The following is a 13213-nucleotide window of genomic DNA, read 5'->3' as shown; positions in this document are numbered from 1 at the left end:
TGACCGGCATGAAAATATATACCAAGACAGGCGATGATGGCACAACAGGTCTGTTTGGCGGCACCCGGGTACCCAAGCATCACATTCGTATTGAAAGTTATGGCACCTTGGACGAACTCAATTCCTGGATCGGATTGATAAGGGACCAGCAAATAGACAAATCTTCCAAGCAGGTATTGATAAAAATTCAGGAGAAATTATTTACCGTAGGAGCGCTATTGTCCATTGACCCGGAGAAAGAAAAACTAAAAAGTGGAAAAGACCGATTAAATATTCCTAAAATTGATAGTGGGGATTTAAACCTTCTAGAGAAGGAAATAGACCTTATGGAACAAGACTTGCCCCCTATGACCCATTTTATTTTACCGGGAGGACATACAACAGTGTCATATTGTCATATTGCAAGGACTATTTGCCGTAGGGCGGAGCGCCTAGTCTCCCAATTGAACGATTTTGAGCCTGTAGACCCCATTTTATTATCCTATATAAACAGACTTTCCGATTTTCTCTTTGTATTGGCACGAAAATTGTCCTATGATGTACAAGCTGAGGAAATAAGATGGATTCCGGAGAAGCGGGACTAATAAATTCGTTAATTCTTCGTTATCAAAATATTAAAGCGATAAAATTAGAATAGAATTAGATGAATTTTACGCAAAAAAACTTGGCAGTTTCAGTTTAAAAATTACTTTTGCAAAATATTAAAAAATAAATAATTACGATGTATTGGACATTAGAATTAGCATCCTACCTAAGTGATGCGCCCTGGCCCGCAACAAAAGACGAATTGATAGATTACTCAATTAGAACCGGTGCACCTTTGGAGGTTGTAGAAAACCTACAGTCCATGGAGGAAGAAGGAGGGGAGATTTATGAATCAATCGAAGAGATTTGGCCAGACTATCCCACGGAAGAAGACTATCTTTGGAACGAGGACGAGTATTAAAATATTAACGGAATTACAACAAAAAAGTCTCATATGAGGCTTTTTTTTTACGTAATTTTGATGTTGGAAATCTTATATCCAAAAGTTGGCATTGCACGTGCCAACTAAAATATTTTGTGCATATACATTGGAAAAGGCTTTTACCAGGTCTTTCATTAATAACAGAAATTATTATGAGTTTTTTAAATTCAGTATTAAAGGTATTTGTAGGGGATAAATCAAAGAAAGATGTCAAGGACCTACAACCTTTGGTCAATCAAATAAAATCGTTCGAAGCGGCGTTGGAAAAATTGAGCCACGATGAACTAAGGGAAAAGACGGCTTTTTTTAAAAATAAAATAAAAGAAGACTGTAAAGAGATCAATGAGCAAATAGATAAGTTGCTAAAAGAGGTAAAGGAGTCTGCAGACATAGACAAGAACGAAGATATTTATGCGGACATAGACAAATTAAAGGAGGAAATATATACCATTTCCGAAAAGGCCCTGACAGATATGTTGCCCGAAGCCTTTGCCGTTGTAAAAGAAACTGCAAAACGCTTTGCCAATAATGAAACCATTACCGTTAAAGCCTCCGAATACGACAGGCTGCTTTCCGGTTCAAAGGATTACGTTACCTTGAATGGCGACAGTGCCATCTGGAAGAACTCTTGGGATGCCGCCGGCAAGGAGGTTACCTGGGATATGATACATTATGATGTGCAATTAATTGGGGGGATTGCCCTTCACCAAGGAAAGATTGCGGAAATGCAAACAGGGGAAGGTAAAACCTTGGTGGCTACCCTGCCCCTCTATTTAAATGCACTAACCGGCAAGGGAGCCCATTTGGTTACAGTTAACGATTATCTGGCCAAAAGGGATAGTGCCTGGATGGCACCTATATTCGAATTCCACGGACTTTCAGTGGATTGTATAGACAAACACCAACCCAATTCCGACGGACGTAGGGCTGCCTATAACGCAGATATTACCTATGGCACCAACAATGAGTTCGGTTTTGATTATCTGAGGGATAATATGGCCCATACTCCCAGCGACCTGGTTCAAAGACCTCATAATTATGCCATTGTGGATGAGGTGGATTCTGTTCTTGTAGATGATGCCCGTACCCCCTTGATCATTTCAGGTCCGGTACCAGAGGGAGATCGACATGAATTTAATGAACTGAAGCCCAAAGTTGGTGACATTGTCAACAAACAGCGCGCCTATTTAACGGGAGTTTTGGCTGAGGCCAAAAAATTGATTACCGAGGGAGATACCAAAGAAGGTGGTTTCCTTTTGTTACGTGTACATAGAGGTCTTCCTAAGAACAAAGCCTTAATAAAGTTCTTGAGCGAAGAAGGGGTAAAACAGTTACTTCAAAAGACCGAGAACTTTTATATGCAGGATAACAACCGCGAAATGCCGAAGGTAGATGAAGAACTTTGGTTTGTTATCGATGAAAAAAATAATCAGATAGAACTCACAGAAAAGGGAGTTGAATATCTATCCGGGGATGGCGAAAAGGACTTTTTCGTAATGCCGGATATTGGAAATGAAATTGCAAAAATCGAGAATCAGGATCTTGAAATTAATAAGGAAGCCGAATTAAAAGAGGAATTGTTCAAGGATTTCGCGATAAAAAGTGAGCGTATCCATACCATGAACCAGCTTTTAAAGGCATACACGCTTTTTGAAAAGGATGTGGAGTATGTGGTTATGGAGAACAAGGTTATGATCGTAGACGAACAAACGGGCCGTATTATGGATGGCAGGCGTTATTCTGACGGATTGCACCAAGCCATTGAAGCCAAAGAAAATGTTAAGATCGAGGCAATGACCCAAACCTTTGCCACCGTAACCTTACAGAACTACTTTAGGATGTATAGCAAACTGGCAGGGATGACCGGTACAGCTGTTACCGAAGCTGGGGAATTTTGGGAGATTTACAAGTTGGATGTGATGGAAATCCCTACCAACAGACCAATTGCAAGGGACGATAGACAAGATTTGATCTACAAGACCAAACGCGAAAAGTACAATGCCATTATTGATGAGGTTACCAAAATATCACAATCCGGCAGACCGGTGCTTATTGGTACTACCTCTGTGGAGATCTCCGAACTTCTTTCGCGTATGTTAACAATCAGGAAAGTACCTCACAACGTACTTAATGCCAAATTGCATAAGAAAGAAGCGGATATTGTGGCCGAGGCAGGTAATGCAGGTGTGGTAACCATAGCCACCAACATGGCAGGTCGTGGTACAGATATTAAACTAAGTACAGAAGTAAAAAAAGCTGGAGGTTTGGCGATTGTAGGAACTGAACGCCATGATTCCAGAAGGGTAGATAGACAGCTTAGAGGTCGTTCCGGACGACAGGGAGACCCAGGAAGCTCTCAATTCTATGTTTCCTTGGAAGATAACCTTATGCGATTGTTCGGATCGGACAGGGTAGCCAAAATGATGGATAAGATGGGCTTGGAAGAAGGTGAGGTTATCCAACATTCCATGATGACGAAATCTATTGAGCGCGCACAGAAGAAAGTGGAGGAAAACAATTTTGGTGTCCGTAAGCGATTATTGGAATATGATGATGTCATGAACGCCCAAAGGGAAGTAGTCTACAAAAGAAGACGCCATGCCTTACAGGGGGAGCGACTTAAAGTAGATATCGCCAACATGATCTACGATACCTGCGAGGTAATTTCGGACACCAATAAGGCAGCCAACGACTTCAAGAACTTTGAATTTGAACTTATAAAATATTTTTCCATCACCTCTCCCATTAGCGAAAATGACTTTGCAAAAATGGGCGTTCAGGAAATGGCGAATGTTATTTATAAAACGGCATATACCCATTATAAGAACAAAATGGAGCGCAATGCAGCCACGGCCTTCCCAGTTATAAAGAAGGTATATGAGGACAATGCCAATAAGTTTGAAAGAATTGTAGTGCCTTTTACAGACGGCATAAAATCCTTGAATGTGGTTACCAATCTTCAGGAAGCCTACGAAAGTAATGGCAACCAATTGGTAACAGATTTTGAAAAGAACATTTCCCTCGCCATCATTGACGATTCCTGGAAAACTCATCTACGAAAAATGGACGAGTTGAAACAATCCGTTCAATTGGCCGTACATGAACAAAAAGATCCCTTGTTGATCTACAAATTTGAGGCCTTTGAACTTTTCAAGGGAATGATAGAAAAGGTGAACAAAGAAGTCGTCTCTTTCTTGTTTAAAGGAGAGCTTCCAACGCAGAGTCCGGAAATCCAAGAAGCCAGAAATGTTCGCAGGCCAAAGGAAAACTTAAAGACCTCCAAGGAAGAAATCCCCAACAGTGATGAGATGTCGGCCCAGAGCAGGGCTGTAGGCCAAAATCAGGGTGGACGACCACAGGTAACCGAAACCATTGTACGGGAAAAGGCCAAAATAGGAAGAAACGAAAGGATCACTATTAAGAATGTAATGTCCGGTGAAAGCAAGACGGTCAAATACAAGCAAGCAGAACCGCTTTTGGAAAAAGGCGAATGGGTAATTATAGAAGATTAGTAAAAACGCCCAACAGCTTTAAAATTAAAGTAGTACGCACAAAAAAGCGACGCCCTACAAAGGTGTCGCTTTTTTATTGTTCAAATTTTAATATATTTATAACAATACTAAGGTTTTTTCTGACGGAAAAGCAAAACTAATATCGAATAAAAGAGGTGAAAAATTGGGGCCAAAAATCAATAGATCCAAAATCCCACCTGCAAGGCAAAAGGGATTTCCATAAAAATATTGTTTTAACCTTAAAATTCATCGCGCTTTAATTCAAACGATTATCTTTACCTTCAGAATACAACCATTAACCAATTTTTAATGCAAATACCCACTCAGGATCAGTACCGACTAAAGGACAAAGTCCGTTTAACGTTAAGGGTCAACTATATTTCCTCGGTCCTTTCCATTCTTTTTGGTATTATCTGTATATTTTTCCTTAAGATCACTGAAATAATTCCCACTACTTTTTTTGTCTTTGGCACTTTAAATTTGGCCAATACCCTTTTGTACCACAAGCACAAACTATTGGGATTAACTTACAATATTACTTCAATAATGGCCTTGGCCTCCTCTGTTATTATTACCATATACAGTGGTGGCATTAACAGTCCCTTTATTTTTGTATTGGCATTGGTGGTATTTGCCGGATACATCAGCACAAAGGTATATGGAAGGGTTTACCTAAACTTAAATCTGCTTATTATTATCCTTATTTACTCCCAGAGTATAGCAGAATTTAATTTTACAGAAAATGTAGTCCCTATAGAAAGTAAAAATATTTTTGCACTTTTTAGTATTCTTTTCTCGGTATACCTCTTGGGAGGTGTTATAGGAAAAAACCTTCTAAAGGCGCACAACGAACTGCATAAGATTAGAAACGAAAACGAGGCCCGCATTAGGGAAAAAGACACGCTCTTAAAAGAAATTCACCATAGGGTAAAGAATAATCTTCAAACCGTATCCAGCTTACTAAGTCTTCAATCCAGAAGCATTGAAGAACCTAGAATAAAAACTTTGATAAAAAGCAGTCAAAACCGGGTAATTTCCATGGCCATGGTACATGAGATGTTGTATATGCGTCACGATCTGTCCAAAATTGAATACAAGTCCTATGTTGAGGAATTAAGTGACTATCTCATACGATCCTTCAAAGGCACTGAAAACAATATCACGCTAAACATCAAAATCCCGGATATTAAACTCGGGATAGACACGGCTATCCCATTAGGACTATTGATCAACGAAGTAATTACCAATGCCCTTAAATACGGTATAAAGGATAATGATCACGGGGAAGTACATATAGAACTTGTACAATCGAATGGTAAGGATTATATACTTTATATTGGTGACAATGGTGAAGGTTTTCCGGACGGTATAAGCCATAAGAACACCAAATCGTTAGGACTAAAACTTATCCATAATCTGTCCCGTCAATTAAAGGGATCCATAAACAGGGATTCCTCCAAAAAAGGCACAAACTACGTTGTCAAATTTTCCGATATCCAACATCCCTTTAAGACTTAAACCCATAAGTAGTAGCTACACTTATTCGCATACTCTTTCTTATTTTCAATTTTTTAATGAAAACAAGCCAGGGTTTATGTCAAATAATGTCCGGTGAAGACTGCCTATCCGCAGAATGGCGTATCCCGATGCTTATCGGGAGAGACCTCTTATCAAAGATATAGCTATCCAAAACCTTCAATTAATAATCAGTTATAGGTACTCCGTTTTAAGACGAACTTACGATAACTGGCGGTAAAATCGGATTCCGTGTAAAGGTCTATTCCTTTTCCTGCTTCCCTGACACTTTCAAAGGTCTCAGAATACCCTTCGTTTTAGGAAAAATAATGATATGACTAAGGCCAAGAAATATGAGAATTAAAAGAGCAAATAATATCATAATGGTCTATTTTGGGACTGTCCGTTTTGGGGCAGCAGGTTAGTGTATCTTGTTAGGCCAATTTGGCTTTGTTTAATTTAGTTGTAAAAGACAATGCTTTTGTAATCTTGGAATTTTTGAACATATACAAACGTGCAACAGGGTTTTCATTTTTTAAAGCAACCTCTTGCTTTGCAGTGGCAGCAACAATGCTCATGGTAGCAGTTTCAACCTTAACTTCAGCAGCACTGTTTTGAGCTTGCGCGGCCATTCCGATAAAAAGAACAAAGATTAAGGTTAAAATGGTTTTCATGACTTGCGTTTTGTTATATATATAACTCGTGCAAGTGTACTTATCTAGGTTCCGATTCGCTGAAAAGCACTGTTACTCGTTCATTGGAAAAAAGTCTGTTAATGTGCAAAATATTGTCGATAAACGTCAGGAGGCCTCAATTCACTTTAGCGATAAAAGAAGTATTTAACCGAGGTTAACTAGCTGTAGTTTGGGACATTTCTCCTTTTAAGGCCTAAGATTATTGTTTAATGCAGAACAACTATATCCAAAGGGAATTTTGAACAAAATGTTAAATGTTTTTTTATTTCAAAGCAACTGCTTAGTTTTGTCCTGTATTTAAAAAATGGCACGGAGCAAACAATATAACGAAGAGGAAGTAATAGAAAAGGCCATGGGCTTGTTCTGGCGCAATGGGTATGAGAATACCTCCGTTCGTATGTTGGAAAAAGAAATGGGCATAAACCAATTCTCTATTTACTCAAGTTTCGGAAGTAAGAACGGGGTTTTCTTGGAATGTATTAAATCCTATAAAAAACGGATACACTGCATTACAGAAATTTTAGAAAAATCAAACAACGGGGTAGCCGGTATTAAACAATATTTTTACGATTTCTTGGAATTCTCCAAAGATGATAATGGCAAAAAGGGATGTTTGGTTACCAATACCGTAAATGAATTGGGAGCGCATGGGGATCCCATTATTATGACAGAATTGAAGAGCTTTTTTAATGAAATTAAAACCCTATTTGCAAATAGCTTAAAACAAGACAAAAATAAAACCCAAGTAACTATTGAAAAACAAGCCAACTACTTGGCCACATCTATGTTAGGACTTTCCCTGGCCTCTAAAATATTAAGTAGGAAAGAATTGGAAGATTATATAGAAACAGCATTTACGAACCTTTAACATTTTTTTTACTCCATTTCTAAGCAGTTGCTTAGAAATAAAATAAAATCGAATAAACAATAAATTAAAAATTGAATTATGACTACATTAAAAGTACACGACATTGAGACCGCACCAGAGGAAAGTAAACCGTTATTGGAAAAATCAGTTAAGGCCTTTGGGATGATACCCGGATTACATGGGGTATTAGCCGGTGCTCCAGGCATCCTAGAGGCATATCAGACATTGCATCAATTGTTTGTAGACTCTTCCTTTAACAACGAAGAACTAACGGTGGTGTGGCAAACCATTAACGTGGAACACGAATGTCACTATTGTGTACCGGCACATACCGGCATAGCCCATATGATGAAGGTAGATCCGGCAATAAGCGAAGCTTTGAGAAATAAGACCGCAATGCCCACAGAAAAATTACAGGTATTGCACGAGACCACTTTATCCATTGTTCGGAATCGTGGAAATATTTCGGAAGAAGAAATGAACAGATTCTATGCCGTGGGTTACGGGGAAAGACAAATTTTAGAAATTATCCTTGGACTATCGCAAAAGGTAATAAGCAATTATTCCAATCATATTGCCAACACTCCTGTTGATACACCATTTAAAAAGTTTGCCTGGAAACCCGAAACAATAGTCTCCTAAATAAAGGAAAGGACTAAGAAAGGAATCGGACGGTAAAGGTATACACAACTTAAGTGACCGCCCGGTTCCATTTTCCACCAATATGGGAACAGATTCTATACAACCAGTCCCATATTCATTAACTTTGAACTTTTGTATCAATGGAAACCTTTCAACATTCGTTTGGTCCAAATGCAGAAGCTATTTTGGCTGACCTTCCTAATTTTACCAATGTGCAACCACAAGTTCAAATTAGTGAAGTTAAATAAGCCTTAACCAATACTAAATATCAAATAAAATGGCAGATAAAATTAAAATAGATATCGTATCCGATGTGGTGTGCCCTTGGTGCACCATTGGTTACAAACGCTTGGATAAAGCTATCTCAGAAATGGGTATTCAAGACCAAGTTGAAATAGAGTGGCAACCTTTTGAACTAAATCCACATATGCCAAAAGAGGGTCAGAACGTACAGGAACATATTGCCGAAAAATATGGTTCTAGCTTGGAAGACCAAAAGCGCTCACAGGAATATATGGCCGAGGCAGGGGCAGAACTGGGATTTACCTTCGATTATTTTGATGAAATGAGAATGGCAAATACCTTTGAAGCTCATATCTTATTGGAGTATGCCAAGGCATTTGGAAAGCAAACCGAATTAAAGATGCGTTTAACCACAGCTTTTTTTAGCGAAAGAAAAGATGTCTCGGACAGAGCTATTTTAAAGCAAGCTTTATTAGATGTTGGTTTAAACGCTGAAGAAGCTCTAGCTAAATTAGATAATGATGAAGCACGTTACGAGATAAGAAGTAAAGAAGATTATTGGAAAAATTTAGGAGTTAATTCTGTACCAACTATTGTATTTAACCGAAAAAGCGCAGTGACAGGGGCACAACCTGTAGATGTATTTAAACAGATACTTACTGAAGTTATTGAACAATAAGGATAACAGGAGAACATATAAACAGGCCCTCAAGTGCACGGAAACCAGCATTGGCGGTTCCTGTTAAAAAATTGAATTTATGAAAAGAGTAGTGATTACAGGATTGGGAGCCTTGACCCCAATAGGAAATTCGGTTGATGAGTTTTGGGAAAATGCCATAAAAGGCAAAAATGGATTTTCAAAAATCACCAAGTTCGACCCTTCTTTGTTTAAAACAACCTTCGCGGGTGAATTAAAGGATTTCGCACCCGAAAAATATCTTGATCGCAATGAAATAAAAAGAAGTGATCCCTTTACCCAGTATGCCCTTTGTTCCGTAACAGAAGCTTTCGGTGATAGCGGATTAAACCTGGATACACTTTCTCCTTTTGATATTGGGGTAATTTGGGGAACTGGTCAGGGCGGTATGAAAACCTTTGAGGATGAAGTGAAGAATTATACCCAGGGAGGAATGAATCCCCGATTCAATCCTTTTTTTATACCCAAACTTTTAGCAAATATGGCATCGGGAATGATTGCTATGAAATTCGGATTAATGGGAATTAATTATACAGCGGTTTCGGCCTGTGCATCTTCAAGCTCTGCCATTATGGATGCCTTTAACTATATTCGATTAAACAAGGCCAAAGTAATGGTGACAGGGGGATCGGAAGCTCCCATAACCGAGGCTTCTATTGGTGGCTTCAGTGCAATGAAAGCTTTATCTACCAGAAATGATGATCCACAAGGAGCATCAAGACCATTTGATGAAGATCGGGACGGATTTGTTATGGGCGAAGGAGCCGGTGCCTTAATTCTTGAAGAATATGAACATGCCAAAAAACGCGGCGCAAAAATCTATGCCGAAATAGTAGGAGCTGCTATGACCGATGACGCCTACCACATTTCAGCCACACATCCAGAGGGTCTCGGTGCTATAAAAGCTATGCAATTGGCCATGGAGGAAGCAAAACTTAATTCGGGAGAGATCAATTACTTAAACACCCACACTACCTCTACCCCTGTTGGTGATTTGAGCGAGATAAAGGCTGTGGCAAAAACCTTCAACAATGAGTTCAACAACCTAAAAATAAGCGCTACAAAATCCATGACCGGGCATTTATTGGGAGCGGCAGGTGCAGTGGAAGCGATTTTATCCATAAAGGCCATTCAAAACAATATTATTCCACCAACAATCAACACTACAAAAATTGATTCCAATATCCCCGTATCCATGCCCATAGTACTTAAGGAAGCCATTGACCATAACGTAAATGTAGCCATGAGCAACACCTTTGGATTTGGCGGGCACAACGCTACAACAATTTTTAAAAAATTATAAAATCCGGTGTTGTACACTAATGCTGATTTAACCTAAGACCGATTAATATAAAGAAATACAAATCCATATGAAACCACCCAAGGTTCTATTTTTTGACGTAAATGAATCCCTATTAGATTTAGGGAATATGAAAAATAGTATAGGGAAGGCCTTAGGGGGCCGAGAAGATCTCTTGCCTCTATGGTTCACTACCATGTTGCAATACTCCCTTGTATCAACCGCTAGTAGGCAATATGTAGATTTTGGCACCATAGGAGCCGCCACCTTGAGAATGGTCGCCGCAAATCATGGAATTCAATTATCGGAGAAGGATGCCAAGGAGGCACTAACCCCATTGCGCTCCTTACCCCCTCACCCGGAAGTTAAGGCTGCTTTGGAAAATATTAGAAATGCCGGTTATAAAATGGTCTCCTTGACCAACTCCTCTAACAAAGGAGTCGAGATGCAATTTAAGAATGCCGGTCTTACCGACTATTTCGATGAACGATTAAGTATAGAGGATCTTGGAAAATACAAACCCGACAGCGATGTCTATAATTGGGCAGCCAGGAAAATGGGGGTACAACCAAATGAATGTATAATGATTGCTGCCCACGGATGGGATATTGCGGGTGCAATGTGGGCCGGTTGGAGAGGTGCATTCATTGCCCGTCCCGGACAACAACTGTATCCTTTGGCTCCACGGCCCGAAATAATTGAAACAGATCTACTCAAAATTTCTAAACAACTCATCGTTCTAAAAAACTAGTATATAGGTCACGTCCTCATCACCGCCACTCCTGGTGGTGGCACTTTATCTACATTGCCATCCCCAAGGTACCTGCATATTCAAAAGATATTCTACCTAATATTGACTTCTATTAATCCATACCTTTCGAAAAATACCAATAAACAAGAACTTGTGATATTAAAGGAACTCGATATTCCCAATATAAGTTTAAGGCTTTTTCATTAACTTGTAACCTCGGCCTACAATTTAGATAAAACATAGCGTTAACAGGAACCATTTGCGAGTCAGTGGTCTACTGGATAAACTTATCTTTAAAAAACAATCGATATGAAAACAATGACGTGTAAACAATTGGGAGGTGCCTGTGACATGCAATTTCACGCCAATACCTTTGAAGAAATGGCTGAACAAAGCAAAAAGCATGGTATGGAAATGTTTAAGGCGGGTAACAAAGAGCACTTGGAAGCCATGAATAAAATGCAGGAACTTATGAAATCACAAGATGCCATGGCCAAATGGTTCGAAAATAAAAAAAAGGAATTTGAAGCACTCCCAAAGAGCAAAAATTAATTCCTCTACGATTTATTAGCAGAAGAAAGAAGACACAGATCTAGATATCCCGTTTCACTGGCTCCTTCAATGTCCTTACACTATCCTCTTTTTCAGGAAAAACAACCATATAATTAAGGCAGATACAGAAGAAGATTAAAAGGGCAATTATTATCATAGTATTTTCTTTGATTGAAAGCCGAATGGCGACTTTATTAATTTACCCAAGTACTAAGCCAGTTTAGCTTTGTTCAACTTGGTAGAGAAAGATAATTCTTTGGTTATCTTAGAATTTTTAAACATATACAAACGTGCAACAGAGTTCTCGTTTTTTAAAGCTACTTCTTGTTTTGCCGTTGTAATACTCATGGTAACAGTTTCAACCTTAACTTCGGAAGCATCGTTTTGAGCTTGAGCAGCTACTCCGATAAAAAGAACAAAGATTAAAGTTAAAATGGTTTTCATGACTTGCGTTTTGTTATATATATAACTTGGGCAAGTGTACTTTTCTAGGTTCTGATTCGACGAAAAACACTCTTTCTCGTTAAGCGGAAAAATTCCAGATGAAGTGCAAAAAATTCCCGATGAACGTATCGGGCTCCAAAATCACTTTAGCGATAAAAAATTGCATTTCATCGATTAGAGCAAGTATTTACTTACAAATTAAGCCCCGCTGATTTGTGATTTTCCACACTTAAAATAAAAAAATGATATAATACAGCAATCCTGGGTTGAAGATTATTCCCGATATTTATGTCGATTAACAGTCATTTAAAATGAAATACCTCATTGGACCGCTATAAGGAAACATTCGAGACTTGGAACAAAATAGCTTCCCTATATCAAGACAAGTTTATGGAACTGGACTTGTACAATGAAAGCTATGATCTTATTTGCAATTCGATATCAACAAAAAATGCCGAAATTTTAGAAATAGGCTGTGGCCCCGGAAACATCACAAGATATCTTTTATCCAAAAGGCCCGACTTCAATATACTGGGGATAGACGTTGCCCCAAATATGATAAAATTGGCAGAAAAGAACAATCCAACTGCTACATTCAAGGTTTTGGACGGCAGACGGATCAGTGAACTGAACACCCAATATGATGGAATAGTTTGTGGTTTTTGCCTACCCTTTCTTTCACCGGCAGATTGTGTTCAATTAATTGTGGATTCCCACAGATTATTATTGAACAACGGGTTACTCTATTTAAGTTTTGTGGAGGGTGATCCAAACAAATCGGACTACAAAGTGGGTAGCAACGGAGACAGAGTCTATTTCCATTTCCATAAATTGGATACATTAAAAACAATTCTAACTCAAAATTCATTTGAAGAACCTGAGGTTTACCATATAGATTACCAGAGAACGGAAGCCCTAATAGAAAAACATACGGTCCTGATAAGCAGGAAAAATCAACACCAAAAGGACTAATTGTAAAAAAAATTAAAAAACATTGCTTAAAATAAATATTCATCGTAATATTGCG

Annotated in this window: 13 protein-coding genes; 11 read left to right on the top strand and 2 right to left on the bottom strand. The window is 38.7% G+C overall.

The features are described from left to right. Positions 1-8 precede the first annotated feature (8 nt). The 4 genes from MWU82_RS06835 (at position 9) to MWU82_RS06820 (ending at position 5997) form a co-directional block, all read left to right on the top strand. On the top strand, positions 9-584 hold the full coding sequence (locus MWU82_RS06835; protein WP_247095794.1) for a cob(I)yrinic acid a,c-diamide adenosyltransferase: 576 nt from the start codon (positions 9-11) through the stop codon (positions 582-584). Positions 585-721: 137 nt separating this feature from the next. Beyond that, positions 722-946: a DUF2795 domain-containing protein gene (locus MWU82_RS06830; RefSeq protein WP_013994285.1), complete on the top strand. Its 225-nt coding sequence runs from the start codon at positions 722-724 to the stop codon at positions 944-946. Positions 947-1119: 173 nt separating this feature from the next. After that, a complete protein-coding gene (secA, locus tag MWU82_RS06825) occupies positions 1120-4479 on the top strand; it encodes a preprotein translocase subunit SecA (RefSeq protein WP_247095792.1) in 3360 nt (1119 codons plus the stop codon). Between the two features lie 309 nt (positions 4480-4788). Then, positions 4789-5997 (top strand): sensor histidine kinase, encoded by a 1209-nt coding sequence (locus MWU82_RS06820; protein ID WP_215946464.1) that lies wholly within the window; start codon positions 4789-4791, stop codon positions 5995-5997. A gap of 431 nt (positions 5998-6428) precedes the next feature. On the opposite strand, the gene MWU82_RS06815 is transcribed toward MWU82_RS06820, so the two are convergent. Further along, positions 6429-6668 (bottom strand): hypothetical protein, encoded by a 240-nt coding sequence (locus MWU82_RS06815; protein ID WP_247095790.1) that lies wholly within the window; start codon positions 6666-6668, stop codon positions 6429-6431. A 325-nt stretch (positions 6669-6993) separates the two neighbouring features. Between MWU82_RS06815 and MWU82_RS06810 the strand changes: the two genes are divergently transcribed. The 6 genes from MWU82_RS06810 to MWU82_RS06785 all read left to right on the top strand — a co-directional run bounded on the left by MWU82_RS06810 (position 6994) and on the right by MWU82_RS06785 (position 11742). Then, positions 6994-7557, top strand: coding sequence for a TetR/AcrR family transcriptional regulator (locus tag MWU82_RS06810; RefSeq protein WP_247095789.1), 564 nt, complete (start codon positions 6994-6996; stop codon positions 7555-7557). 78 nt (positions 7558-7635) lie between these two features. Beyond that, positions 7636-8199 carry a carboxymuconolactone decarboxylase family protein gene (locus tag MWU82_RS06805; RefSeq protein ID WP_215946461.1) on the top strand — a complete coding sequence of 188 codons (564 nt, stop codon included), beginning with the start codon at positions 7636-7638 and terminating at the stop codon, positions 8197-8199. 277 nt (positions 8200-8476) lie between these two features. Continuing rightward, the gene (locus MWU82_RS06800) at positions 8477-9121 is read left to right on the top strand and encodes a DsbA family oxidoreductase (RefSeq protein WP_215946460.1); all 645 of its coding nucleotides are present in this window, start codon (positions 8477-8479) and stop codon (positions 9119-9121) included. A gap of 79 nt (positions 9122-9200) precedes the next feature. Continuing rightward, complete coding sequence (fabF, locus tag MWU82_RS06795; protein WP_247095787.1) at positions 9201-10442, top strand: beta-ketoacyl-ACP synthase II; 1242 nt, start codon at positions 9201-9203, stop codon at positions 10440-10442. A 67-nt stretch (positions 10443-10509) separates the two neighbouring features. Beyond that, positions 10510-11190 carry a haloacid dehalogenase type II gene (locus MWU82_RS06790; RefSeq protein WP_215946458.1) on the top strand — a complete coding sequence of 227 codons (681 nt, stop codon included), beginning with the start codon at positions 10510-10512 and terminating at the stop codon, positions 11188-11190. Between the two features lie 309 nt (positions 11191-11499). After that, complete coding sequence (locus MWU82_RS06785) at positions 11500-11742, top strand: DUF1059 domain-containing protein (RefSeq protein WP_215946457.1); 243 nt, start codon at positions 11500-11502, stop codon at positions 11740-11742. A 210-nt stretch (positions 11743-11952) separates the two neighbouring features. Here the strand turns inward: MWU82_RS06785 and MWU82_RS06780 are convergent, their stop codons facing one another. Beyond that, the gene (locus MWU82_RS06780; RefSeq protein WP_215946456.1) at positions 11953-12186 is read right to left on the bottom strand and encodes a hypothetical protein; all 234 of its coding nucleotides are present in this window, start codon (positions 12184-12186) and stop codon (positions 11953-11955) included. Between the two features lie 324 nt (positions 12187-12510). On the opposite strand from MWU82_RS06780, the gene MWU82_RS06775 reads away from it, so the two are divergent. Beyond that, on the top strand, positions 12511-13158 hold the full coding sequence (locus MWU82_RS06775) for a class I SAM-dependent methyltransferase (RefSeq protein WP_247095785.1): 648 nt from the start codon (positions 12511-12513) through the stop codon (positions 13156-13158). The last annotated feature ends 55 nt before the right edge of the window (positions 13159-13213 follow it).

The organism is Arenibacter sp. S6351L, from assembly GCF_023016025.1.
GTDB lineage: Bacteria > Bacteroidota > Bacteroidia > Flavobacteriales > Flavobacteriaceae > Arenibacter > Arenibacter algicola_B.
This window is presented reverse-complemented; position numbering and strand designations above follow the sequence as displayed.

Coding starts and splice junctions, on each gene's coding strand:
- MWU82_RS06835 (WP_247095794.1), top strand. CDS start 9: ATGAAAATATATACCAAGACAGGCGATGATGGCACAACAGGTCTGTTT.
- MWU82_RS06830 (WP_013994285.1), top strand. CDS start 722: ATGTATTGGACATTAGAATTAGCATCCTACCTAAGTGATGCGCCCTGG.
- secA (WP_247095792.1), top strand. CDS start 1,120: ATGAGTTTTTTAAATTCAGTATTAAAGGTATTTGTAGGGGATAAATCA.
- MWU82_RS06820 (WP_215946464.1), top strand. CDS start 4,789: ATGCAAATACCCACTCAGGATCAGTACCGACTAAAGGACAAAGTCCGT.
- MWU82_RS06815 (WP_247095790.1), bottom strand. CDS start 6,668: ATGAAAACCATTTTAACCTTAATCTTTGTTCTTTTTATCGGAATGGCC.
- MWU82_RS06810 (WP_247095789.1), top strand. CDS start 6,994: ATGGCACGGAGCAAACAATATAACGAAGAGGAAGTAATAGAAAAGGCC.
- MWU82_RS06805 (WP_215946461.1), top strand. CDS start 7,636: ATGACTACATTAAAAGTACACGACATTGAGACCGCACCAGAGGAAAGT.
- MWU82_RS06800 (WP_215946460.1), top strand. CDS start 8,477: ATGGCAGATAAAATTAAAATAGATATCGTATCCGATGTGGTGTGCCCT.
- fabF (WP_247095787.1), top strand. CDS start 9,201: ATGAAAAGAGTAGTGATTACAGGATTGGGAGCCTTGACCCCAATAGGA.
- MWU82_RS06790 (WP_215946458.1), top strand. CDS start 10,510: ATGAAACCACCCAAGGTTCTATTTTTTGACGTAAATGAATCCCTATTA.
- MWU82_RS06785 (WP_215946457.1), top strand. CDS start 11,500: ATGAAAACAATGACGTGTAAACAATTGGGAGGTGCCTGTGACATGCAA.
- MWU82_RS06780 (WP_215946456.1), bottom strand. CDS start 12,186: ATGAAAACCATTTTAACTTTAATCTTTGTTCTTTTTATCGGAGTAGCT.